The organism is Streptomyces sp. NPDC058291, from assembly GCF_042880855.1.
Classification (GTDB): Bacteria; Actinomycetota; Actinomycetes; order Streptomycetales; family Streptomycetaceae; genus Streptomyces.
Genome location: NZ_JBHVYK010000010.1, coordinates 59625 through 83821, shown reverse-complemented (window position 1 = coordinate 83821; position 24197 = coordinate 59625). Strand labels below are relative to the sequence as shown.

Below are 24197 nucleotides of genomic sequence, written 5' to 3'. Positions count from 1 at the left end.
ACGCGTCGTCACATGGATCCGAATCCGAGGCATGGATCGACGGCGAAGAGGGCAGTATCACCGTGCATTGAGGGCTACCGGACCGAGGGCGTTGAGAACCACGAGGGTCGCGAAATACCCGCACTGGACATCAGTGTGCCAAGTGGCTACACTGACCCTTTGCGCTGCCTGTTAGCTGTCCCCTGCCCGTCACCAGGGGCATACCCTCCCTTGAACCCGGACGATCAGACGTCTCCCACCTGGCCCACCGCCAGATCAGGAACAGTCTGTCTCCGTGCGCTAGAGAGGGGCCGGTACGCGCGTAGTGAGTCCGAGCCCTCGGAAGGACCCCCTCTTGGCCGCCTCGCGCAACGCCTCGACCGCGAATACGAACAACGCCGCCAGCACCGCCCCGCTGCGCATCTCCTTTGCAAAGATCAAGGAGCCCCTCGAGGTTCCCAACCTGCTCGCGCTGCAGACCGAGAGCTTTGACTGGCTGCTCGGGAACACCGCCTGGCAGAGTCGGGTCGAGGCGGCTCTGGAATCCGGTCAGGACGTCCCCACGAAGTCGGGTCTGGAGGAGATCTTCGAGGAGATCTCTCCGATCGAGGACTTCTCCGGGTCGATGTCGCTGACTTTCCGCGACCACCGTTTCGAGCCGCCGAAGAACAGCATCGACGAGTGCAAGGACCGTGACTTCACGTACGCGGCCCCGCTCTTCGTGACGGCCGAGTTCACCAACAACGAGACCGGCGAGATCAAGTCCCAGACGGTCTTCATGGGCGACTTCCCGCTCATGACCAACAAGGGCACCTTCGTCATCAACGGCACCGAGCGTGTCGTGGTGTCGCAGCTGGTCCGTTCGCCGGGTGTCTACTTCGACTCCTCCATCGACAAGACGTCCGACAAGGACATCTTCTCCGCCAAGATCATCCCCTCCCGGGGCGCCTGGCTGGAGATGGAGATCGACAAGCGCGACATGGTCGGTGTCCGCATCGACCGCAAGCGCAAGCAGTCCGTCACCGTCCTTCTGAAGGCTCTCGGCTGGACCACCGAGCAGATCCTGGAGGAGTTCGGCGAGTACGAGTCCATGCGCGCCACCCTGGAGAAGGACCACACCCAGGGCCAGGACGACGCGCTGCTGGACATCTACCGCAAGCTGCGTCCGGGCGAGCCCCCCACGCGTGAGGCCGCGCAGACGCTGCTCGAGAACCTCTACTTCAACCCCAAGCGCTACGACCTGGCCAAGGTCGGCCGCTACAAGGTCAACAAGAAGCTGGGCGCGGAGGCTCCGCTGGACGCGGGCGTCCTGACCGTCGAGGACGTCATCTCGACGATCAAGTACCTGGTGAAGCTGCACGCCGGCGAGACCGAGACGGCCGCGGACAACGGCCAGACGATCGTCGTCGAGACCGACGACATCGACCACTTCGGCAACCGTCGTCTGCGCAGCGTCGGCGAGCTCATCCAGAACCAGGTCCGCACGGGTCTGGCGCGTATGGAGCGGGTCGTCCGCGAGCGGATGACGACTCAGGACGTCGAGGCGATCACGCCGCAGACCCTGATCAACATCCGGCCGGTCGTCGCCTCCATCAAGGAGTTCTTCGGCACCAGCCAGCTGTCGCAGTTCATGGACCAGAACAACCCGCTGTCGGGTCTCACCCACAAGCGCCGTCTGTCGGCGCTCGGTCCGGGTGGTCTCTCCCGTGAGCGGGCCGGCTTCGAGGTCCGTGACGTGCACCCGTCCCACTACGGCCGCATGTGCCCGATCGAGACGCCCGAAGGCCCGAACATCGGTCTGATCGGCTCGCTCGCCTCCTACGGCCGCGTCAACGCGTTCGGCTTCGTCGAGACGCCCTACCGCCGGGTCACCGACGGCATCGTCACCGACGAGGTCGACTACCTCACGGCCGACGAGGAGGACCGCTTCGTCATCGCGCAGGCCAACGCCACGCTCGACGACGACATGCGGTTCAGCGAGAACCGCGTCCTGGTCCGCCGTCGTGGCGGCGAGGTCGACTACGTCCCCGGTGACGACGTGGACTACATGGACGTCTCGCCGCGCCAGATGGTGTCGGTCGCGACCGCCATGATCCCGTTCCTCGAGCACGACGACGCCAACCGTGCCCTCATGGGCGCGAACATGATGCGTCAGGCCGTGCCGCTCATCAAGAGCGAGTCCCCGCTCGTCGGCACCGGCATGGAGTACCGCTCCGCCGTCGACGCCGGCGACGTGGTCAAGGCCGAGAAGGCGGGTGTGGTCCAGGAGGTCTCCGCGGACTACATCACCACCACCAACGACGACGGCACGTACATCACGTACCGCCTGGCCAAGTTCGCCCGTTCCAACCAGGGCACCTCGGTCAACCAGAAGGTCATCGTCAACGAGGGCGACCGGATCATCGAGGGCCAGGTCCTGGCCGACGGTCCGGCCACCGAGAACGGCGAGATGGCGCTGGGCAAGAACCTGCTCGTGGCGTTCATGCCGTGGGAGGGTCACAACTACGAGGACGCGATCATCCTGTCGCAGCGCCTCGTGCAGGACGACGTCCTCTCCTCGATCCACATCGAGGAGCACGAGGTCGACGCCCGTGACACCAAGCTCGGCCCCGAGGAGATCACCCGGGACATCCCGAACGTCTCCGAGGAGGTCCTCGCCGACCTCGACGAGCGCGGCATCATCCGCATCGGCGCCGAGGTCGTCGCCGGCGACATCCTGGTCGGCAAGGTCACGCCCAAGGGCGAGACCGAGCTGACCCCGGAGGAGCGCCTGCTGCGCGCGATCTTCGGCGAGAAGGCCCGTGAGGTCCGTGACACCTCGCTGAAGGTGCCGCACGGCGAGATCGGCAAGGTCATCGGCGTCCGCGTCTTCGACCGTGAAGAGGGCGACGAGCTGCCGCCGGGCGTGAACCAGCTGGTTCGGGTCTACGTGGCGCAGAAGCGCAAGATCACGGACGGTGACAAGCTCGCCGGCCGCCACGGCAACAAGGGTGTCATCTCCAAGATCCTGCCCATCGAGGACATGCCGTTCCTCGAGGACGGGACCCCGGTCGACATCATCCTCAACCCGCTGGGCGTGCCGTCCCGAATGAACCCGGGACAGGTGCTGGAGATCCACCTCGGCTGGCTCGCCAGCCGCGGCTGGGACGTCTCCGGGCTCGGCGAGGACTGGGCGCAGCGCCTGCAGGTCATCGGCGCCGACCAGGTCGCCCCGGGCACCAACGTCGCCACCCCGGTGTTCGACGGCGCCCGGGAGGACGAGCTCGCGGGTCTGCTGCAGCACACCATCCCGAACCGCGACGGCGAGCGGATGGTGCAGCCGACCGGCAAGGCCCGGCTGTTCGACGGCCGCTCCGGCGAGCCGTTCCCGGAGCCGATCTCGGTCGGTTACATGTACATCCTGAAGCTGCACCACCTGGTCGACGACAAGCTGCACGCCCGCTCGACCGGTCCCTACTCGATGATCACCCAGCAGCCGCTGGGCGGTAAGGCTCAGTTCGGCGGTCAGCGCTTCGGTGAGATGGAGGTGTGGGCGCTGGAGGCATACGGCGCCGCGTACGCCCTCCAGGAGCTCCTGACCATCAAGTCCGACGACGTGACCGGCCGCGTGAAGGTCTACGAGGCCATCGTCAAGGGCGAGAACATCCCCGAGCCCGGCATCCCCGAGTCCTTCAAGGTGCTCATCAAGGAGATGCAGTCCCTGTGCCTCAACGTGGAGGTGCTGTCCTCGGACGGCATGTCCATCGAGATGCGCGACACCGACGAGGACGTCTTCCGCGCGGCGGAGGAGCTCGGCATCGACCTGTCCCGGCGCGAGCCGAGCAGCGTCGAAGAGGTCTGACGGGAGTCCGGTCCGGAGGTTCGGCGATGAAGATCCCTGAACCTCCGGCCGGCCCCGGGACCCCCGTATCAGACCCCAAGACTTACAACCCTGAGAGGGATTGACGCATAGTGCTCGACGTCAACTTCTTCGACGAGCTCCGGATCGGTCTGGCTACCGCTGACGACATCCGTCAGTGGAGCCACGGCGAGGTCAAGAAGCCCGAGACGATCAACTACCGCACGCTCAAGCCCGAGAAGGACGGACTCTTCTGCGAGAAGATCTTCGGTCCGACCCGGGACTGGGAGTGCTACTGCGGCAAGTACAAGCGCGTCCGCTTCAAGGGCATCATCTGCGAGCGCTGCGGCGTCGAGGTCACTCGCGCCAAGGTGCGTCGTGAGCGGATGGGCCACATCGAACTGGCCGCTCCCGTCACCCACATCTGGTACTTCAAGGGTGTCCCGAGCCGTCTGGGCTATCTGCTCGACCTGGCTCCCAAGGACCTCGAGAAGGTCATCTACTTCGCGGCGTACATGATCACGTACGTCGACGACGAGCGTCGTACGCGTGACCTGCCCTCGCTGGAGGCGCACGTCTCCGTCGAGCGTCAGCACATCGAGAACCGTCGCGACTCCGACCTGGAGGCCCGCGCCAAGAAGCTCGAGACCGACCTGGCCGAGCTGGAGGCCGAGGGCGCCAAGGCCGACGTGCGCCGCAAGGTGCGCGAAGGCGCCGAGCGAGAGATGAAGCAGCTGCGCGACCGTGCGCAGCGCGAGATCGACCGTCTCGACGAGGTGTGGACCCGGTTCAAGAACCTCAAGGTCCAGGACCTGGAGGGCGACGAGCTCCTCTACCGCGAGCTGCGTGACCGCTTCGGCACGTACTTCGACGGTTCGATGGGCGCCGCGGCGCTGCAGAAGCGCCTGGAGTCCTTCGACCTCGACGAGGAGGCCGAGCGCCTCCGCGAGATCATCCGCACCGGCAAGGGCCAGAAGAAGACCCGTGCGCTCAAGCGCCTCAAGGTCGTCTCCGCGTTCCTGCAGACCAGCAACAGCCCCAAGGGCATGGTGCTCGACTGCGTGCCGGTCATCCCGCCGGACCTCCGCCCGATGGTGCAGCTGGACGGTGGCCGCTTCGCGACCTCCGACCTGAACGACCTGTACCGCCGTGTGATCAACCGCAACAACCGCCTGAAGCGGCTTCTCGACCTCGGCGCGCCCGAGATCATCGTGAACAACGAGAAGCGCATGCTCCAGGAGGCCGTCGACGCCCTCTTCGACAACGGCCGTCGTGGTCGCCCCGTCACGGGCCCCGGCAACCGTCCGCTGAAGTCGCTGTCCGACATGCTCAAGGGCAAGCAGGGCCGCTTCCGTCAGAACCTGCTCGGCAAGCGTGTGGACTACTCCGCGCGTTCCGTGATCGTCGTCGGTCCGCAGCTGAAGCTGCACCAGTGCGGTCTGCCGAAGGCGATGGCGCTGGAGCTGTTCAAGCCGTTCGTGATGAAGCGCCTGGTGGACCTGAACCACGCGCAGAACATCAAGAGCGCCAAGCGCATGGTGGAGCGCGGCCGCACGGTCGTGTACGACGTCCTCGAAGAGGTCATCGCCGAGCACCCGGTTCTGCTGAACCGTGCGCCCACCCTGCACCGCCTCGGCATCCAGGCCTTCGAGCCGCAGCTGGTCGAGGGCAAGGCCATCCAGATCCACCCGCTCGTCTGCACCGCGTTCAACGCGGACTTCGACGGTGACCAGATGGCCGTCCACCTGCCGCTCTCCGCGGAGGCGCAGGCCGAGGCCCGCATCCTGATGCTGTCCTCGAACAACATCCTCAAGCCCGCCGACGGCCGTCCGGTGACGATGCCGACCCAGGACATGGTCCTCGGTCTGTTCTTCCTCACCACCGACGGCGAGCTGCGCGACACCAAGGGCGAGGGCCGGTCCTTCGGCTCCACGGCCGAGGCGATCATGGCGTTCGACGCCGGTGAGCTCGCGCTGCAGTCGCCGATCGACATCCGCTTCCCGGTGGGCACCATCCCGCCGCGTGGCTGGACGCCGCCGGCGCGCGAGGAGGGCGAGCCCGAGTGGCAGCAGGGTGACACCTTCCGGCTGCGGACGACCCTGGGCCGCGCGCTCTTCAACGAGCTGCTGCCCGAGGACTACCCGTTCGTCGACTACTCGGTGGGCAAGAAGCAGCTCTCCGAGATCGTCAACGACCTGGCCGAGCGCTACCCCAAGGTCATCGTGGCGGCGACGCTCGACAACCTGAAGGCGTCCGGCTTCTACTGGGCGACCCGTTCCGGTGTCACCGTGGCCATCTCCGACGTCGTCGTTCCCGAGGCGAAGAAGGAGATCGTCAAGGGTTACGAGGCGCAGGACGAGAAGGTCCAGAAGCAGTACGAGCGCGGTCTGATCACCAAGGAAGAGCGCACGCAGGAGCTCATCGCGATCTGGACCAAGGCGACCAACGAGGTCGCCGAGGCGATGAACGCGAACTTCCCCAAGACCAACCCCATCTTCATGATGGTCGACTCGGGCGCCCGAGGAAACATGATGCAGATGCGGCAGATCGCGGGTATGCGCGGTCTGGTGTCGAACGCGAAGAACGAGACCATCCCGCGTCCGATCAAGGCGTCCTTCCGTGAGGGCCTGTCCGTGCTGGAGTACTTCATCTCCACGCACGGCGCCCGTAAGGGTCTGGCGGACACCGCCCTGCGTACCGCCGACTCGGGTTACCTGACCCGTCGTCTGGTGGACGTCTCGCAGGACGTCATCATCCGCGAGGAGGACTGCGGCACCGAGCGCGGTCTGAAGCTGAAGATCGCCGTCCGCGGCGAGGACGGCGTCCTGCGCAAGACGGACGACGTCGAGACCAGCGTCTACGCCCGCATGCTCGCCGAGGACGTCGTCATCGACGGCAAGGTGATCGCGCCGGCCAACGTGGACCTCGGTGACGTGCTCATCGACCAGCTCGTGCGCCACGGCGTCGAGGAGGTCAAGACCCGCTCGATCCTCACCTGTGAGTCGCAGGTCGGCACGTGTGCCATGTGCTACGGCCGTTCGCTGGCCACCGGCAAGCTGGTCGACATCGGTGAGGCGGTCGGCATCATCGCCGCCCAGTCCATCGGTGAGCCCGGCACCCAGCTGACGATGCGTACCTTCCACACCGGTGGTGTGGCCGGTGACGACATCACGCAGGGTCTGCCGCGTGTCGTCGAGCTCTTCGAGGCCCGTACCCCGAAGGGTGTCGCCCCGATCTCCGAGGCCTCCGGCCGCGTGCGGATCGAGGAGACCGAGAAGACGAAGAAGATCGTCATCACGCCGGACGACGGCAGCGACGAGACGGCGTTCCCGATCTCGAAGCGCGCCCGTCTCCTGGTCAGCGAGGGCGAGCACGTCGAGGTGGGCCAGAAGCTCACCGTGGGCGCCACCAACCCGCACGACGTGCTGCGCATCCTGGGTCAGCGTGCCGTCCAGGTCCACCTGGTCGGCGAGGTCCAGAAGGTGTACAACTCGCAGGGCGTGTCGATCCACGACAAGCACATCGAGATCATCATCCGGCAGATGCTGCGCCGCGTGACGATCATCGAGTCCGGCGACGCCGAGCTGCTGCCCGGCGAGCTCGTCGAGCGCTCGAAGTTCGAGGTCGAGAACCGTCGTGTGGTGCAGGAGGGCGGTCACCCGGCCTCCGGTCGTCCGCAGCTGATGGGTATCACCAAGGCCTCGCTGGCGACGGAATCCTGGCTGTCGGCCGCCTCCTTCCAGGAGACGACCCGAGTGCTGACGGACGCGGCGATCAACGCCAAGTCCGACAGCCTCATCGGCCTCAAGGAGAACGTCATCATCGGTAAGCTCATCCCGGCCGGTACGGGTCTGTCCCGCTACCGCAACATCCGGGTCGAGCCGACCGAGGAGGCCAAGGCCGCGATGTACTCGGCCGTCGGCTACGACGACATCGACTACTCGCCGTTCGGCACCGGCTCCGGCCAGGCCGTCCCGCTGGAGGACTACGACTACGGTCCGTACAACCAGTAAGGCGTGCGTCTGACGTACTGAAGGGCGGTTCCCCCGGGTTCGACGGGGGGACCGCCCTTCGGCGTTTCCGGCCCGCCCCGCAGACGGGCTCTGACAGCCGCTCTGACGGCATGCGGGGCCGGCCCGCGGTCCGGGCCCACCCTGGTGGCGTCGAGAGCCCCCAGCCCCCGCGGACGCCGTCCGAAGGCGCGTCCGCGGTCGGCCACCGGCGCGACGCGCCGTGTCGGGGTGCGGGTTACGGGATTCCCAGTTCGAAGATGACGAAGTGGGCGTACCAGCCCGAGGCGACGGCCGCGGTGGCGAAGAACACCGTCAGGCTCGGCCACTTCAGGCGGCTCATCGCCGCGGCCGGGGCCAGGAGGAGGGGGAAGACCGGGAGCAGGTAGCGGCCCGTGTTGCCGAACATCTGCTGGGTCCCCAGGACGGCGACGACGCTCGCCAGGGTGTACGCGACCAGCACCAGCGGCGGCTTCCTGCGCAGCATCAGCGCGATCAGGAACGGCAGCGCCACGACCAGCTGGACGGCGAGGAGGTCGGGGACGGAGAACGCGAACAGGTAGTTGTTGTGCCCGATCGCCGTGTTGCCCAGCACGTCCAGGGTGTAGGCCCCGAAGTCGAAGTAGTGCGCCCAGCCCTCGCGCTGGAGCGTGAAGTAGGCGGTGAGGTCGCCCGCCTCCAGGCCGACCCAGGTGACGTAGGTGAGCAGGCCCAGCGGGGCGGCGATCATGGCGTACACGGGCCCGGCGACCCCGTGCTCGCGTCTGCTCTCCGGCCGGGCGAGGGCGACGATCGCGGCGAGCCCGACCGCGCCGATGAGGGCGGCGGACGTCGGCCGGTTGAGCCCGGCCAGGAAGGCGAGCAGTCCCGCGGCCACCCAGCGGTGCTTCATCACGCAGTAACAGCACCAGGCGGCGATGGCGACGAACACCGACTCCGAGTAGACCGCCCACTGGACGCCCGCGCCGGGCGCCAGCGCCCACAGCCCCGCCGCGATCGTGCCCGCCCGCGCGCCGGCCAGCGTCGAGACCACCGCGTAGACGCCGGCGGCCGCGACGAAGGAGGCGAGGACCGAGACCGCGATCGCGGAGCCGTACAGGCCGAGGCCGGTGATCTCGGAGACCCCCCGGATCAGGCCCGGGTACAGGGGGAAGAACGCCACGGAGTTCTGCTTGACGGTGAACAGCCCGCCGGGGGCCAGTCTCACCAGCGGGCCGGGTTCGTACCCCTTCTCGGCGACCTGGAGGTACCACCAGCCGTCCCAGGTGGCGAGCACGTCCCACCAGTGGGCGCCGCCGCCGAAGCGCGGGTTCTTCTTCTGGTACTCGTCGGCCGCTTCCAGGAGCCGGACGAACACGGTCAGTCCCACGAGCTTCGTCACGCCGTAGAGGAGCAGCGGGGCGAGGTACGGTCGTACCCCGTCGGGCAGGGCGAGGCGGCGCTGTCGCCGCGACGGCTCCGTCGGCACGTCGGGCACGGCGGGGTCCGTCGCCGTGTCGCTGGAAGCCGTGCTCATGGCTGGGGTCCCCCCTCGGCCGATCGCCGGACACCCAGGGGCGGCGCCGTTGTCCGGATGATCGTGACGTTTGGTCATAAGAGTGCGGTCATAAGATCGCAACAGAGTCGCACATGTGCGCCACAGGTGGGGGGAGGACGGGTGTCCGAAGCGCCGACGACCACGGCTGCTGCGACCGTCTTGTCGGTCGTCATACCCATGTACAACGAGGAAGAGGTCCTTCCCGCGCTGGTCAGCCGGTTGCGTCCGGTCCTCGCCGGACTCGGCGTCCCGTACGAGGTCGTCGCCGTGGACGACGGCAGCACCGACCGCACGGCCGCCCTCCTGGACGCCTTCCGGCTCGGCTGGCCGGAGCTGCGCGTCATCGGCCTGCGCCGCAACTCCGGGCACCAGGCGGCCCTCACCGCGGGCCTGGACCGGGCCGTGGGCGCGTACGTGGTCAGCATCGACGCGGACCTGCAGGACCCGCCGGAGAAGATCCCCGACATGCTCGCGCTGGCCCGCGCCGAGCACCTCGACATCGTGTACGGCATCCGGGCCGACCGGGCCAGCGACACCGGCTTCAAGCGGTGGACGGCGGGCCTGTACTACCGCCTCGTCCGCCGCCTGGCGGGCCCGTCGGTGCCGGCCCAGGCCGGCGACTTCCGGCTGCTGAGCCGGGCCGCGGTGGACGCCCTCAAGGCGCTGCCGGACCAGCAGCGCGTCTACCGTCTCCTCGTGCCCTGGCTGGGCTTCCCCAGCGGCGAGGTCACCTACGAGCGCGCCCCGCGGCCGGCGGGGCAGAGCAAGTACCCCCTGGGCCGGATGATCCGGCTGGCCGTGGACAGTGTCACCGGTTTCTCGGCGGCGCCCCTGCGCATCGCCACCTGGCTGGGCGGCTTCGCGTTCGTGGTCTGCCTCGGCCTGATGATCTACACGCTGAGCGCGCACGCCTTCCAGCACACCGTTCCCGGCTGGACCTCCCTGTTCATCGGGGTGCTGTTCATCGGCGCGGTCCAGCTGGTCTGCGTCGGCCTGCTCGGCGAGTACGTGGGCCGCATCTACACGGCGGTGCAGAACCGTCCCACGTACTTCGTGGGCCGCGACACGGCGGCGTCCCCGGAGCCGGCGACCGCCGGCCCGGCGCCCGTCCCGCCGCCCGCTTCGGGGGCGGATCCGGCCGGCCTCGCGGACGCCCAGGCTCCGGTGTCGCGCGGGCTGAGGCAGCGTTCCTGAAACCCCCGGCGTGTCGGCCGCGAGGGTTCTGTTTTGACCGGAGTCAGTGCGCTAGGTACGCTCAGACCTTGTGCCTGGGGTGTGCCCTGGCCCTCGTGCGTGTCTTCAGCCGCACGCGGGTCTCAAGCAGTGGCCACCGCGATCCGCGCTTCGCTCCGCTTCGCGGCGGAAGTCCGCGGGTCCGACACACCCGACCGCGTGGGTCGGCGAAGTTCCAGGTTAGCTTTACCATTCGGCACACAGAAACCGGAGAAGTAGTGCCTACGATCCAGCAGCTGGTCCGTAAGGGCCGGCAGGACAAGGTCGAGAAGAACAAGACGCCCGCACTCGAGGGTTCGCCCCAGCGTCGCGGCGTCTGCACGCGTGTGTTCACGACCACCCCGAAGAAGCCGAACTCGGCCCTGCGTAAGGTCGCGCGTGTGCGTCTGACCAGCGGTATCGAGGTCACTGCTTACATTCCGGGTGAGGGACACAACCTGCAGGAGCACTCCATCGTGCTCGTGCGTGGTGGCCGTGTGAAGGACCTGCCCGGTGTTCGCTACAAGATCATCCGCGGTTCGCTCGACACCCAGGGTGTCAAGAACCGCAAGCAGGCCCGCAGCCGCTACGGCGCCAAGAAGGAGAAGTAAACAATGCCTCGTAAGGGCCCTGCCCCGAAGCGCCCGGTCATCATCGACCCGGTCTACGGTTCTCCTCTTGTCACGTCGCTCATCAACAAGGTGCTGCTGAACGGCAAGCGCTCCACCGCCGAGCGCATCGTCTACGGCGCCATGGAGGGCCTGCGCGAGAAGACCGGCAACGACCCGGTCATCACGCTGAAGCGCGCTCTCGAGAACATCAAGCCGACCATCGAGGTCAAGTCCCGCCGTGTCGGTGGCGCGACCTACCAGGTCCCGATCGAGGTCAAGCCGGGTCGCGCGAGCACCCTGGCGCTGCGCTGGCTCGTCGGTTACTCCCGCGCCCGTCGCGAGAAGACCATGACCGAGCGCCTCCTCAACGAGCTTCTCGACGCGTCCAACGGCCTCGGCGCCGCTGTGAAGAAGCGCGAGGACACCCACAAGATGGCCGAGTCCAACAAGGCCTTCGCGCACTACCGCTGGTAGTCGCTACCCACATCGAGACCGAGAGAAGACGAAAGCCTCATGGCTACCACTTCACTTGACCTGGCCAAGGTCCGCAACATCGGGATCATGGCCCACATCGACGCGGGCAAGACGACCACCACCGAGCGGATCCTGTTCTACACCGGCGTCTCCTACAAGATCGGTGAGGTCCACGACGGCGCCGCCACGATGGACTGGATGGAGCAGGAGCAGGAGCGTGGCATCACGATCACCTCTGCTGCCACCACCTGTCACTGGCCGCTCGCCGATGTCGACCACACGATCAACATCATCGACACCCCGGGCCACGTCGACTTCACCGTCGAGGTGGAGCGTTCGCTGCGCGTGCTCGACGGTGCCGTGACGGTGTTCGACGGCGTCGCGGGTGTCGAGCCCCAGTCCGAGACCGTTTGGCGTCAGGCGGACCGCTACGGCGTGCCGCGCATCTGCTTCGTCAACAAGCTCGACCGGACCGGTGCCGAGTTCCACCGCTGCGTCGACATGATCAGCAGCCGCCTCGGCGCGCAGCCGATCGTCATGCAGCTCCCGATCGGTGCCGAGGCCGACTTCAAGGGCGTCGTCGACCTGGTCACGATGAAGGCCTTCGTGTGGTCCGCCGAGGCGGAGAAGGGCGAGATGTACGACGTCGTCGACATCCCGGCCACCCACACCGAGGCTGCCGAGGAGTACCGCGGCAAGCTCGTCGAGACCGTCGCCGAGAACGACGACGAGATCATGGAGCTGTACCTGGAGGGCCAGGAGCCGTCCGTGGAGCAGCTGTACGCCGCGATCCGTCGCATCACCATCGCGTCCGGCAAGTCCAGCGACACGACGGTCACCCCGGTGTTCTGCGGTACCGCGTTCAAGAACAAGGGCGTTCAGCCCCTGCTCGACGCGGTCGTGCGCTACCTCCCCTCCCCGCTCGACGTCGAGGCCATCGAGGGCCACGCCGTCAACGACCCGGAGGAGGTCGTCAAGCGCAAGCCGTCCGACGACGAGCCGCTGTCGGCGCTGGCGTTCAAGATCATGAGCGACCCGCACCTCGGCAAGCTCACCTTCGTCCGGGTCTACTCGGGCCGCCTGGAGTCCGGCACCGCCGTGCTGAACTCCGTCAAGGGCAAGAAGGAGCGCATCGGCAAGATCTACCGCATGCACGCGAACAAGCGTGAGGAGATCGCGTCGGTCGGCGCCGGCGACATCGTCGCCGTCATGGGTCTGAAGCAGACCACGACCGGCGAGACGCTGTGCGACGACAAGCAGCCGGTGATCCTGGAGTCCATGGACTTCCCGGCTCCGGTCATCCAGGTCGCCATCGAGCCCAAGTCGAAGGGCGACCAGGAGAAGCTGGGCATCGCGATCCAGCGCCTGGCCGAAGAGGACCCGTCGTTCCAGGTCCACTCGGACGAGGAGACCGGCCAGACCATCATCGGTGGCATGGGCGAGCTGCACCTCGAGGTGCTGGTCGACCGTATGCGCCGTGAGTTCAAGGTCGAGGCCAACGTCGGCAAGCCGCAGGTCGCCTACCGCGAGACCATCCGCAAGGCGGTCGACCGGGTCGACTACACGCACAAGAAGCAGACCGGCGGCACCGGCCAGTTCGCCAAGGTGCAGATCGCGATCGAGCCGATCGAGGGCGGCGACGCCTCGTACGAGTTCGTGAACAAGGTGACCGGTGGTCGCATCCCGAAGGAGTACATTCCTTCGGTCGACGCCGGTGCGCAGGAGGCCATGCAGTTCGGCATCCTCGCGGGCTACGAGATGACGGGCGTCCGCGTCACGCTTCTCGACGGCGGCTACCACGAGGTCGACTCCTCCGAGCTCGCCTTCAAGATCGCCGGCTCGCAGGCCTTCAAGGAGGCCGCGCGCAAGGCCAGCCCCGTGCTGCTCGAGCCGATGATGGCCGTCGAGGTCACCACGCCCGAGGACTACATGGGCGAGGTCATCGGCGACATCAACTCCCGCCGTGGTCAGATCCAGGCCATGGAGGAGCGGGCCGGTGCCCGTGTCGTCAAGGGCCTGGTGCCCTTGTCGGAGATGTTCGGCTACGTCGGCGACCTCCGCAGCAAGACGTCGGGTCGCGCAAGCTACTCGATGCAGTTCGACTCCTACGCCGAGGTTCCGCGGAACGTCGCCGAGGAGATCATCGCGAAGGCCAAGGGCGAGTAACGCATCGCGTTCACACGCTTTAGGCTTGACTCCGGAGCCTCTGGGGCAAACACCCGCATCCGTCAAGGATCGTGAGAGTTTGCCCTGGGCCCGGGATTTGACAGCAAAGATCACCTGGCGCCGATGAAGCAAGGCGTTCCAGAACCACTTCCAGGAGGACCCCCGTGGCGAAGGCGAAGTTCGAGCGGACTAAGCCGCACGTCAACATCGGCACCATCGGTCACATCGACCACGGTAAGACGACCCTCACGGCCGCCATTACCAAGGTGCTGCACGACGCGTACCCGGACCTGAACGAGGCCTCGGCCTTCGACCAGATCGACAAGGCTCCTGAGGAGCGCCAGCGCGGTATCACCATCTCCATCGCGCACGTCGAGTACCAGACCGAGACGCGTCACTACGCCCACGTCGACTGCCCCGGTCACGCGGACTACATCAAGAACATGATCACGGGTGCGGCGCAGATGGACGGCGCCATCCTCGTGGTCGCCGCCACCGACGGCCCGATGCCGCAGACCAAGGAGCACGTGCTCCTGGCCCGCCAGGTCGGCGTCCCCTACATCGTCGTCGCCCTGAACAAGGCCGACATGGTGGACGACGAGGAGATCCTGGAGCTCGTCGAGCTCGAGGTTCGTGAGCTCCTCTCCGAGTACGAGTTCCCGGGCGACGACCTTCCGGTCGTCAAGGTCTCGGCGCTCAAGGCCCTTGAGGGCGACCCGGAGTGGTCGAAGACCGTCCTGGAGCTCATGGCCGCGGTCGACGAGTCGATCCCGACCCCCGAGCGTGACGTCGACAAGCCGTTCCTCATGCCCGTCGAGGACGTCTTCACGATCACCGGTCGCGGTACGGTCGTCACCGGCCGTATCGAGCGTGGTGTCCTGAAGGTCAACGAGACCGTCGACATCATCGGCATCAAGCAGGACAAGACCACCACCACGGTCACCGGTATCGAGATGTTCCGCAAGCTGCTCGACGAGGGCCAGGCCGGTGAGAACGTCGGTCTGCTGCTTCGCGGCATCAAGCGCGAGGACGTCGAGCGCGGCCAGGTCATCATCAAGCCGGGCTCGGTCACCCCGCACACCGAGTTCGAGGCCCAGGCCTACATCCTGTCGAAGGACGAGGGTGGTCGTCACACCCCCTTCTTCAACAACTACCGTCCGCAGTTCTACTTCCGTACGACGGACGTGACCGGCGTCGTGACCCTCCCCGAGGGCACCGAGATGGTCATGCCGGGTGACAACACCGAGATGAAGGTGGAGCTCATCCAGCCCGTCGCCATGGAAGAGGGCCTGAAGTTCGCCATCCGTGAGGGTGGCCGGACGGTCGGCGCCGGCCAGGTCACCAAGATCAACAAGTAAGTCTTGTTGTTCGACCTGGTAGCTCCAGCCTGAGCTGAGCACACGAGAGGGCCCGTACGACTTCGGTCGTACGGGCTCTCTTGTCGTGTCCGGCCAGTTGTTGTCTTCGGACAGTCGTGCCGGGCTTGTCGTGTCCGGGCTGTCGTGTCCGGCCGGGCTCAGATGCGGGCGAGGATCTGCCGCACCGGATGCCCGAGCGCCTTGCCGAGATCGGCCAGCTCACCGTCGTCGAGCGGCTCCCGGTCCGGGTTCCAGGCGGCGATCTCGAAACGCGCGAAGCCGCAGGGCCGGTCGTACTCCAGGGCGTCCAGCGAGGTGGCCGCCCCGCAACAGGGGACCTCCACGTCGAGGCTGACGAAGCCGTCGTCGCCGTGCGCCTCCAGGAGATCGCCGTACCACACGTCGGAGACGGTCGCACCGCACCGCGGGCAGCCGATCCGCTCCAGGTACTCGCCGCAGTCGACGGCCATGACGGCGTCGTACCAGTCGACGTCGATCTCCGTGTCCAGGCCGGAGTCGTCCTCGGGAACGAGACGGGTCAGCAGCGCGGCGGCACGGTCGGCCGCGGCCTCGTCCGGCTGCCAGCGCGGGTCGGTCGGAATCACCGAGAGGACGTTGTCGCTCATGGGCTCACTCGAATCGTCGAAGTCGTCTGCTGACGTGGTCGTCAGGTGAAGTGTCGTGGAACACGGCGCGAGCCTTCGACGAGGGGCCGGTCAACGCTGCGGGCGAGCCAGGTGAATTGCCCCTGTCTGCGTCCTGTGCGGCGGTTGGGACGGCCTTGATGTTCTCGGGTCCTGATCACGCGTCGGCGTACAGGGGCAGCCCTTCGGTGGAGATCGCCCAGTCGGCGATGGTGACGTCCTCGCCGTAGACGAAGTCCTTGCGGGTGGCGTACCGGGGGCCGTCGGGCGTGGAGTGGATGTCGGAGAGGACGGCGCCCTTGCCGGTGCGGGGGTCGAAGATCGCGTAGACGGGGATGCCCATCAGGGGGTAGTCACGCGTCTTGCTCACCCAGTCGTTGTCCGGGTTGGAGCGGGAGACGACCTCGACGGCGGCGACGAGGGTGCGGGCGTCGAAGGAGCCCTCTCCCTCCATGTCCCCCTCGGCGATCACCATCACATCGGGGCGGCGCATGATGCCCTCGGGCTCGTCCTCCACGTCGGGCTCACCGGTGTGGGCCACGATCTCGTCCGGCATCACCTTTTCCAGGCGCTTGCGGACGCGCAGCACGGTGAGCTCGTGCGGCCTCGTGGGCGACATCATGTCGAGGACGATCCCTTCCTTGGTGATCTCGAACTTGCCGGGGAGGTCGTCGTCCGCCGACTCCACGAAGTCCCGCATGGCCCGGTAGAGGGGGGAGGCACCCTGCTGCGTGTCGTCCGGGGCGATGGTCATGGCGCTCGCTCCTCGTCTGTGTCCAGGGGCAAGGATCGTCACGCTCATGCTAGGCGGCCTCCGGGGGATCGGTTCGGCAGTCGCGGCAGAGTCCCGCGGTCGGTGAGCGGAAGGGGCGGTCGCACCCGTCGCAGGTCGCGGACGGCCCGCGCGTGGGCGGCGGAGGGTCCGGGGCCCGGAAGGGCGGCGGGGGCGGGAGCTGGGCGGCCAGGCGGTGCGCCATAAGGGCCGCAGGCCGGCGTAGCGGGTCCGGTGGGAGGTCGGCGGTGAGGGCCCGCACCACTGCCGCGGGCCCGACGTCCCGTTCCAGCCAGGCGGCGACCCCGGGGGCGAGGTGCTCCACGTCCGTGGCGGACAGCAGCAGACGGGAGTCGTGGCGGCGGAGAGGGACGAGGAGGTCCGTCGCGGTCTGCAGGAGGGCCGGAGCCGGGTACGCGGGGCGCGGTACCGCGGGAAGGGCCTTGCGGGGCGCTGCCGGGCGTTTCGCGGGGACGCGGTCGGCTGCCGGACGGCGATCGCGGTGGCCGGGGCGGTTGCAGGAGACCGTGCGGGTGATGATCCGGCCTCCGGGGATGCGGGTGCGTTCACGGCGGAGGTAGCCGTGGGACTCCAGTTCGCGCAGCGCCGCGGCGATGCGGACCGAGCCCTCGGGGAAACGGGCGGTGAGGGTCTTGATGTCGACCCGGGCGCCCTTGGGCAGCGACTGGATGTGCACGCCCAGTCCGATCGCCAGCAGCGACAGCTCCTGGTGCTGGGCGAGATGGTTGCCGATCACCGTGAAGCGTTCGGTGTGGTGGGCGTTCTCGTGGGTGAGACCGCTTGCGTGAGGGTGGTCTTTGCCCGAGAGGCGAGACGCGGCGGCTGTAGGCGAGCTAAGGTTTTTCGTATCCATCAGGAAGTCGCTGTTCCTCGGTGGTCAGGCCCTCGCATCGGGATGGCTGTCCCGGCGGGGGCCGACGTATGTCTGCGATCAGCGGGGGGTGGTGCTGCGCTGAGCGTAGAGCAGACAACCTGTCCCGAATCCACCTGAGTTGGCATATTCACTCGTCGGAGTGAGGGTGCGCCGCGGGCGGGAGGGGTGGGGCTTGGTGGGGTCATTTCACCCCCGTGGTACTTGGGAAAGGCCGCCCCTGCCACCGAAGTTCAGAGATCCGGGTTCCGGTGCCGATGACATCCGGATCTCCGCCCGGACCGTCTTCCGTGGCCGCCTCCGCTCGCTCACTCCCCAGCGGTCGGAGAGCGCGTCCACGAGTAGCAGCCCGCGGCCCGATCCGCCGTCTCCCGGGTCCTGGGGGACCGGTCGGACGTACGGCATCCGGTCACCGCGCGTGTCCGTCACCTCGATGGGAGGACGTCCCCGACGACGTAGAGGAGCAGCTGGAAATCGCGCCCCGGGACGCGCCCGTGGGTGACGGCGTTGGCCGCCAGCTCCGCGACGAGGTGGGCCGCCGGGTCCATCGGCAGCCCCCAGGTGCGCAGTTGCTCGGTGGCGAGCAGACGGGCCAGTCGGGCTCCGCGGGGCGTGGCCGAAAGGCGCACGTCGAAGTTGCGGATGGGGGAGAGGGGTTGAGGGGTTTCTCGAATCACGTGACTCAGAGTGGCGATGCATGCGTACCGTGCACAGTGACAACGCGGTTGCCTGGGGTCACTGTCCGCCCCTTGTCCGGTCGTGTCCGGGCCTGTCGGAGACGGGCGGCGGACGGACGACGGAGGGGTGCGCGAATGTCGGTCGACGGGCAGGCGGTACGGCTCAGGGACGAGACGGACGAGCCGGCCTGGGAGGTGGCCCCGGACGACGAGTGGGGCGTCGCGGTCGGGGCCACGGTGGGCCGCCAGCGGCGCCCGCTCGGTATTGCGCGGTCAGCTCGAACACCTGCTGGAGGCAGGGGAGTTGCGTAACGTCGAGCTTCAGGTGATGCCGATGGACCGCGAGGAGCATGCGGGGTTGGCCGGCGGCATCGAAGTGCTGAAGTTCGCCGACGGCTCGGCGGTGGGGCGCTCGCAGGCGGTGGCCGGCGGCCGGGCGGTGTTCCACCTGAAGCAGCTCCGTATCCTTGAACTGCGCTATGGCATCATCCGGGCCCAAGCGCTCACCCCACGTGAGTCGTTGGCCTTCATCGAGCAACTGCTGGGGGACGCATGATCCGGGACCTGCACCGGTTCAAGAGCAGCTACAGCAGCAGCAGTGAAGCCGACTCATGCGTCGAAGTGGCGACCGCCCCCGCCGTCGTCCACGTCCGCGACAGCAAGAACCCGGAGGGCGGCCCCACCTTCCACGTCGCCTCGGCCGTCTGGACGGAGTTCGTGGCGTACGCGTCAGCCGGACAGCAGCGCGGCCAGTAGCAGCAGGAGCCCCACGGGCAGAAGCGTGATCAGCAGGGCCGCCGTGGCCGCCAGGATGCGGAGCGTTCTGAGCGAGCGGCGGTGGGGGAGGGCCCAGGCGATCGCGAACAGGGCCAGGGCCGAGTAGAGGGCCCCTCCGTACTCGCCCATGCCGGCCTGTGCCCGGATCGCGCTGTATTCCAGTGCGAGGACCGGCAGGCCGAGCGCGGAGGCGACCAGGGGGATCCTCCACCAGGTCGGGTGGTCGGCCCGGCGCTGCGGCGTGGTGTCGTGCGTCGTCATGAGAGCCACTTCACCAGCGCCGGCCGTCGCGGACATCGGCGTACGTACTCATGTACGGGCCTGATCCGTCCGGGTGAAGTGTTCAGGTGGAGGCCGTCGGCCGCGGCTCGCCGCGCTCCGCGTTTGACCTGCGTCACGTCCGGGGTATTGTCTCCGGCCCGATTGGCCACGGACCTGCCCCATATGGCAGACTGTCCGAGTTGCTCGGTCGAGTGTTGATGCTGCGCGCCTCCCGCCGGGAGGACCGGAAGCGAGTCCCACAGTACTCGTCGCCCTAACTGCCTGATGGCAGCGCTGGGGCGGACGTACGGGAATCTTTCGGGAAGTGTCAGTGCGGCGCCGACCAGGCACCCGGTGGACCTTTCGTCCTCGGCTTGCGGTTCCGGAAGGGCCGTGTTTTCCCGGCAGGGATGTTCGAACAAGGGGCATCTGTGTCGGCGAGAGCGCGACACACCCGACCGCGTGGGTCGGAGAACGAAGTGAAACGGACCATCTGGTTCCAGAGCGTTAGAAGAGACAGGACTACTGAGTAGCCATGGCGGGACAGAAGATCCGCATCCGGCTCAAGGCCTACGACCACGAGGTCATCGACAGCTCGGCGAAGAAGATCGTCGAGACGGTGACGCGTACTGGTGCGTCGGTCGCGGGCCCGGTGCCGCTGCCCACTGAGAAGAACGTGTACTGCGTCATCAAGTCGCCGCACAAGTACAAGGACTCGCGCGAGCACTTCGAGATGCGCACGCACAAGCGCCTGATCGACATCCTCGACCCGACCCCCAAGACCGTTGACTCTCTGATGCGACTCGACCTCCCGGCCGGTGTCGACATCGAGATCAAGCTCTGAGGGCTGGTGATCTGAGAATGGCTAAGCAGATCAAGGGCATCCTGGGCGAGAAGCTCGGCATGACGCAGGTGTGGGACGAGAACAACCGTGTTGTTCCGGTCACCGTCGTCAAGGCCGGCCCCAACGTCGTGACCCAGGTCCGTACGAACGACAGTGACGGCTACGAGTCGGTCCAGATCGCCTTCGGCGAGATCGACCCGCGCAAGGTGAACAAGCCCCTCAAGGGTCACTTCGCCAAGGCCGACGTCACGCCCCGTCGCCACCTCGTCGAGATCCGGACGGCCGATGCCGCCGAGTACACGCTCGGTCAGGAAATCACCGCCGAGGTCTTCGAGGCCGGCGTGAAGGTCGACGTGACCGGCAAGAGCAAGGGCAAGGGCTTCGCCGGTGTCATGAAGCGTCACAACTTCAAGGGCCTCGGCGCCGGTCACGGCACCCAGCGCAAGCACCGCTCGCCCGGTTCCATCGGTGGCTGCGCCACCCCGGGCCGCGTGTTCAAGGGCCTGCGCATGGCGGGTCGCATGGGCAACGAGCGTGTCACCACCCAGAACCTGACCGTCCACGCCGTTGACGCGGAGAAGGGTCTGCTGCTCATCAAGGGCGCTGTCCCGGGTCCGAACGGCGGCCTCGTCCTGGTCCGCACCGCGGCCAAGGGGGCCTGAGGTACCGATGAGCACTGTTGACATCCTTTCGCCTGCAGGCGAGAAGACCGGAAGCGTCGAGCTCCCCGCGGAGATCTTCGGCGTGGAGAAGATCAGCATCCCGCTGATCCACCAGGTCGTCGTCGCGCAGAACGCGGCTGCCCGTCAGGGCACGCACAAGACCAAGACCCGCGGCGAGGTTCGCGGTGGCGGTAAGAAGCCTTACCGTCAGAAGGGCACCGGCCGCGCGCGCCAGGGCTCGACCCGCGCGCCGCAGTTCGCCGGCGGTGGCGTCGTCCACGGTCCGCAGCCGCGTGACTACTCGCAGCGGACCCCGAAGAAGATGAAGGCTGCCGCTCTGCGTCACGCCCTCACCGACCGGGCCCGCCACAACCGCATTCACGTCGTCACCGGCGTGATCGAGGGCGAGACCCCCTCCACGAAGGCCGCTCGCTCGCTGTTCGGCAAGATCTCGGAGCGCAAGAACCTGCTCCTGGTCGTCGACCGCGCCGACGAGGCCGCGTGGCTGTCCGCCCGCAACCTGCCCCAGGTGCACATCCTGGAGCCGGGCCAGCTGAACACGTACGACGTGATCGTCTCGGACGACGTGGTCTTCACCCAGGCCGCTCTTGAGTCCTTCGTGTCCGGCCCGAACAAGGCCAACGACACCGAAGGGAGTGACGCCTGATGGCTACGCGTCACCCGAGCATCGCCTCCAAGGCGGCCAAGGCCGCCAAGGCCGCGCGCGTCGCCAAGGCGAAGCGCCACGAGGCCGAGGGCAAGAACACCGTCGTCACCGCGCCCAGCAAGGCGTACACGGACCCCCGTGACGTGCTGCTGAAGCCGGTCGTGTCGGAGAAGAGCTACGCGCTCCTGGACGACAACAAGTACACGTTCATCGTCGCGCCCGGCGCCAACAAGACCCAGATCAAGCAGGCCGTGCAGTCGGTCTTCTCGGTCAAGGTCACCGGGGTCAACACGATCAACCGCATCGGCAAGCGCAAGCGCACCAAGACCGGTTTCGGTCAGCGCGCCGGCACGAAGCGAGCGATCGTGACCCTTGCTGAGGGCGACCGTATCGACATCTTCGGCGGTCCGACCGCCTGAGGGCGGTCCGGATCGTCCGATATCGGACGAGGACTGAATAATGGGAATCCGCAAGTACAAGCCGACTACGCCGGGCCGTCGTGGCTCCAGCGTCGCCGACTTCGTCGAGGTCACGCGGTCCACGCCGGAGAAGTCGCTGGTCCGCCCGCTGCACAGCAAGGGCGGCCGTAACAACGCCGGTCGTGTGACCGTTCGCCACCAGGGTGGCGGACACAAGCGCGCCTACCGAGTGATCGACTTCCGTCGTCACGACAAGGACGGCGTGCCGGCGAAGGTCGCGCACATCGAGTACGACCCCAACCGCACCGCGCGCATCGCGCTGCTGCACTACGCGGACGGCGAGAAGCGCTACATCCTCGCCCCGCGCAACCTGCAGCAGGGTGACCGCGTCGAGAACGGTCCCGGGGCCGACATCAAGCCGGGCAACAACCTGGCGCTCCGCAACATCCCGGTCGGTACCACGATCCACGCGATCGAGCTCCGTCCCGGTGGCGGCGCCAAGTTCGCCCGCTCCGCAGGCGCCTCCGTGCAGCTGCTGGCGAAGGAGGGCACGATGGCCCACCTTCGTATGCCGTCCGGTGAGATCCGCCTGGTCGACCAGCGCTGCCGCGCCACGGTCGGCGCGGTCGGCAACGCCGAGCAGAGCAACATCAACTGGGGCAAGGCCGGGCGCAAGCGCTGGCTGGGCGTCCGCCCGACCGTTCGCGGTGTGGCGATGAACCCGGTTGACCACCCCCACGGTGGTGGTGAGGGCAAGACCTCCGGTGGTCGCCACCCGGTCAGCCCCTGGGGTCAGAAGGAAGGTCGTACTCGTTCGCCGAAGAAGGCTTCGAACAAGTACATCGTCCGCCGCCGCAAGACGAACAAGAAGCGCTAGGAGCGGGTTTAGATGCCGCGCAGTCTCAAGAAGGGGCCCTTCGTCGACGGACACCTCGTAAAGAAGGTGGACGCCCAGAACGAAGCCGGTTCCAAGAACGTCATCAAGACCTGGTCCCGTCGCTCGATGATCACTCCCAGCATGCTGGGCCACACGATCGCGGTGCACAACGGCAAGACCCACATTCCGGTGTTTGTCACCGAGTCGATGGTCGGCCACAAGCTCGGCGAGTTCTCGCCGACGCGCACCTTCCGGGGTCACGTCAAGGACGACCGGAAGTCGAAGCGCCGCTAGTAGCGGGGTGGAATGACCATGACAGACACTGGAAGGACAACCATGGAAGCCAGGGCCCAGGCGCGGTACATCCGCGTCACGCCCATGAAGGCCCGCCGGGTGGTGGACCTTATCCGTGGCATGGACGCCACGGAGGCTCAGGCGGTCCTGCGTTTCGCCCCGCAGGCCGCGAGCGTGCCGGTCGGCAAGGTGCTTGACAGCGCCATTGCCAACGCCGCGCACAACTACGACCACACTGACGCAGACAGCCTCTTCATCTCCGAGGCCTACGTCGACGAGGGCCCGACCCTGAAGCGGTTCCGTCCGCGCGCCCAGGGCCGCGCCTACCGGATCCGCAAGCGGACCAGCCACATCACCGTGGTCGTCAGCAGCAAGGAAGGGACCCGGTAATGGGCCAGAAGGTTAACCCGCATGGGTTCCGGCTCGGCATCACCACGGACTTCAAGTCCCGCTGGTACGCCGACAAGTCGTACAAGGAATACGTCGGAGAAGACGTCGCCATCCGTCGGATGATGACGTCCGGCATGGAGCGCGCCGGCATCTCGAAGGTGGAGATCGAGCGCACCCGTGACCGGGTCCGCGTCGACATCCACACCGCGCGTCCGGGCATCGTCATCGGCCGCCGCGGCGCCGAGGCCGACCGTATCCGCGGCGACCTGGAGAAGCTGACCAAGAAGCAGGTCCAGCTGAACATCCTCGAGGTCAAGAACCCCGAGGTCGACGCTCAGCTGGTGGCCCAGGCCGTTGCCGAGCAGCTCTCCTCCCGCGTCTCCTTCCGTCGCGCCATGCGTAAGAGCATGCAGTCGGCGATGAAGGCGGGCGCCAAGGGCATCAAGATCCAGTGCGGTGGCCGCCTCGGCGGCGCCGAGATGTCCCGCTCGGAGTTCTACCGCGAGGGCCGTGTGCCCCTGCACACGCTCCGCGCGAACGTGGACTACGGCTTCTTCGAGGCCAAGACGACCTTCGGCCGCATCGGCGTGAAGGTCTGGATCTACAAGGGCGATGTCAAGAACATCGCCGAGGTCCGCGCCGAGAACGCTGCTGCCCGCGCCGGCAACCGCCCGGCCCGTGGTGGCGGCGGCGCCGACCGCCCGGCCCGTGGTGGCCGTGGTGGCGAGCGCGGCGGTCGCGGTCGCAAGCCGCAGCAGGCTCCCGCTGCCGAGGCCCCCAAGGCCGAGGCTCCGGCGGCCGCTCCGGCTGAGAGCACCGGAACGGAGGCCTGACCG

General features: G+C 67.5%; 21 protein-coding genes and 2 pseudogenes. 17 read left to right on the top strand and 6 right to left on the bottom strand.

The window, feature by feature from the left end; translation table 11 throughout:
• Positions 1–334 precede the first annotated feature (334 nt).
• Both rpoB and ACFVYK_RS07615 read left to right on the top strand, forming a co-directional pair.
• The gene (gene rpoB, locus ACFVYK_RS07620; RefSeq protein ID WP_389769800.1) at positions 335–3820 is read left to right on the top strand and encodes a DNA-directed RNA polymerase subunit beta; all 3486 of its coding nucleotides are present in this window, start codon (positions 335–337) and stop codon (positions 3818–3820) included.
• 110 nt (positions 3821–3930) lie between these two features.
• Complete coding sequence (locus tag ACFVYK_RS07615; protein WP_389769797.1) at positions 3931–7830, top strand: DNA-directed RNA polymerase subunit beta'; 3900 nt, start codon at positions 3931–3933, stop codon at positions 7828–7830.
• 235 nt (positions 7831–8065) lie between these two features.
• Here the strand turns inward: ACFVYK_RS07615 and ACFVYK_RS07610 are convergent, their stop codons facing one another.
• Complete coding sequence (locus ACFVYK_RS07610; RefSeq protein WP_389769795.1) at positions 8066–9343, bottom strand: hypothetical protein; 1278 nt, start codon at positions 9341–9343, stop codon at positions 8066–8068.
• A gap of 198 nt (positions 9344–9541) precedes the next feature.
• Between ACFVYK_RS07610 and ACFVYK_RS07605 the strand changes: the two genes are divergently transcribed.
• The 5 genes from ACFVYK_RS07605 to tuf all read left to right on the top strand — a co-directional run bounded on the left by ACFVYK_RS07605 (position 9542) and on the right by tuf (position 15185).
• Positions 9542–10558 carry a glycosyltransferase family 2 protein gene (locus tag ACFVYK_RS07605; protein ID WP_389769935.1) on the top strand — a complete coding sequence of 339 codons (1017 nt, stop codon included), beginning with the start codon at positions 9542–9544 and terminating at the stop codon, positions 10556–10558.
• A gap of 257 nt (positions 10559–10815) precedes the next feature.
• Positions 10816–11187 carry a 30S ribosomal protein S12 gene (rpsL, locus tag ACFVYK_RS07600; protein WP_003948652.1) on the top strand — a complete coding sequence of 124 codons (372 nt, stop codon included), beginning with the start codon at positions 10816–10818 and terminating at the stop codon, positions 11185–11187.
• A 3-nt stretch (positions 11188–11190) separates the two neighbouring features.
• A complete protein-coding gene (rpsG, locus tag ACFVYK_RS07595; protein WP_020132641.1) occupies positions 11191–11661 on the top strand; it encodes a 30S ribosomal protein S7 in 471 nt (156 codons plus the stop codon).
• Between the two features lie 39 nt (positions 11662–11700).
• Positions 11701–13827 carry an elongation factor G gene (gene fusA / locus ACFVYK_RS07590; protein ID WP_389769792.1) on the top strand — a complete coding sequence of 709 codons (2127 nt, stop codon included), beginning with the start codon at positions 11701–11703 and terminating at the stop codon, positions 13825–13827.
• 164 nt (positions 13828–13991) lie between these two features.
• On the top strand, positions 13992–15185 hold the full coding sequence (gene tuf / locus ACFVYK_RS07585) for an elongation factor Tu (protein ID WP_329412700.1): 1194 nt from the start codon (positions 13992–13994) through the stop codon (positions 15183–15185).
• 158 nt (positions 15186–15343) lie between these two features.
• Here tuf and ACFVYK_RS07580 read toward each other — a convergent pair whose 3' ends face one another.
• The 4 genes and pseudogenes from ACFVYK_RS07580 to ACFVYK_RS07565 all read right to left on the bottom strand — a co-directional run bounded on the left by ACFVYK_RS07580 (position 15344) and on the right by ACFVYK_RS07565 (position 18170).
• Complete coding sequence (locus ACFVYK_RS07580; protein WP_389769790.1) at positions 15344–15811, bottom strand: hypothetical protein; 468 nt, start codon at positions 15809–15811, stop codon at positions 15344–15346.
• A gap of 175 nt (positions 15812–15986) precedes the next feature.
• Positions 15987–16583 carry a Uma2 family endonuclease gene (locus ACFVYK_RS07575; RefSeq protein WP_389769788.1) on the bottom strand — a complete coding sequence of 199 codons (597 nt, stop codon included), beginning with the start codon at positions 16581–16583 and terminating at the stop codon, positions 15987–15989.
• 49 nt (positions 16584–16632) lie between these two features.
• Positions 16633–17475, bottom strand: coding sequence for a helix-turn-helix domain-containing protein (locus ACFVYK_RS07570; protein ID WP_389769786.1), 843 nt, complete (start codon positions 17473–17475; stop codon positions 16633–16635).
• A gap of 207 nt (positions 17476–17682) precedes the next feature.
• Positions 17683–18170: pseudogene (locus tag ACFVYK_RS07565) on the bottom strand (ATP-binding protein).
• Positions 18171–18420: 250 nt separating this feature from the next.
• Between ACFVYK_RS07565 and ACFVYK_RS07560 the strand changes: the two are divergent.
• Both ACFVYK_RS07560 and ACFVYK_RS07555 read left to right on the top strand, forming a co-directional pair.
• Positions 18421–18726: pseudogene (locus ACFVYK_RS07560) on the top strand (Scr1 family TA system antitoxin-like transcriptional regulator); the annotation flags it as partial.
• Positions 18723–18926, top strand: coding sequence for a DUF397 domain-containing protein (locus ACFVYK_RS07555; protein ID WP_389769783.1), 204 nt, complete (start codon positions 18723–18725; stop codon positions 18924–18926). The pseudogene ACFVYK_RS07560 and the gene ACFVYK_RS07555, both read left to right, overlap by 4 nt.
• On the opposite strand, the gene ACFVYK_RS07550 is transcribed toward ACFVYK_RS07555, so the two are convergent.
• Entirely contained in the window at positions 18900–19208 is a 309-nt protein-coding gene (locus tag ACFVYK_RS07550; RefSeq protein WP_389769780.1) for a hypothetical protein, read from the bottom strand. The two genes, ACFVYK_RS07555 and ACFVYK_RS07550, sit on opposite strands and share 27 nt — an antisense overlap.
• Before the next feature lie 535 nt (positions 19209–19743).
• Here ACFVYK_RS07550 and rpsJ point away from each other — a divergent pair.
• The 8 genes from rpsJ to rpsC are packed head-to-tail and all read left to right on the top strand — an operon-like array spanning position 19744 to position 24194.
• Positions 19744–20052, top strand: coding sequence for a 30S ribosomal protein S10 (gene rpsJ, locus ACFVYK_RS07545; protein ID WP_003948644.1), 309 nt, complete (start codon positions 19744–19746; stop codon positions 20050–20052).
• Positions 20053–20069: 17 nt separating this feature from the next.
• Positions 20070–20714: a 50S ribosomal protein L3 gene (gene rplC, locus ACFVYK_RS07540; protein ID WP_069770402.1), complete on the top strand. Its 645-nt coding sequence runs from the start codon at positions 20070–20072 to the stop codon at positions 20712–20714.
• 7 nt (positions 20715–20721) lie between these two features.
• Positions 20722–21381, top strand: coding sequence for a 50S ribosomal protein L4 (rplD, locus tag ACFVYK_RS07535; protein ID WP_256907665.1), 660 nt, complete (start codon positions 20722–20724; stop codon positions 21379–21381).
• On the top strand, positions 21381–21800 hold the full coding sequence (rplW, locus tag ACFVYK_RS07530) for a 50S ribosomal protein L23 (protein ID WP_389769776.1): 420 nt from the start codon (positions 21381–21383) through the stop codon (positions 21798–21800). The genes rplD and rplW overlap by 1 nt, the downstream gene beginning before the upstream one ends.
• 40 nt (positions 21801–21840) lie before the next feature.
• Positions 21841–22677 (top strand): 50S ribosomal protein L2, encoded by an 837-nt coding sequence (gene rplB, locus ACFVYK_RS07525; RefSeq protein ID WP_389769773.1) that lies wholly within the window; start codon positions 21841–21843, stop codon positions 22675–22677.
• Between the two features lie 12 nt (positions 22678–22689).
• On the top strand, positions 22690–22971 hold the full coding sequence (gene rpsS, locus ACFVYK_RS07520) for a 30S ribosomal protein S19 (protein ID WP_389769770.1): 282 nt from the start codon (positions 22690–22692) through the stop codon (positions 22969–22971).
• 42 nt (positions 22972–23013) lie between these two features.
• Positions 23014–23361 carry a 50S ribosomal protein L22 gene (gene rplV / locus ACFVYK_RS07515; protein WP_003974262.1) on the top strand — a complete coding sequence of 116 codons (348 nt, stop codon included), beginning with the start codon at positions 23014–23016 and terminating at the stop codon, positions 23359–23361.
• Positions 23361–24194 carry a 30S ribosomal protein S3 gene (rpsC, locus tag ACFVYK_RS07510; RefSeq protein ID WP_054238784.1) on the top strand — a complete coding sequence of 278 codons (834 nt, stop codon included), beginning with the start codon at positions 23361–23363 and terminating at the stop codon, positions 24192–24194. Before rplV ends, rpsC begins: the two co-directional genes overlap by 1 nt.
• Positions 24195–24197: the final 3 nt, after the last annotated feature.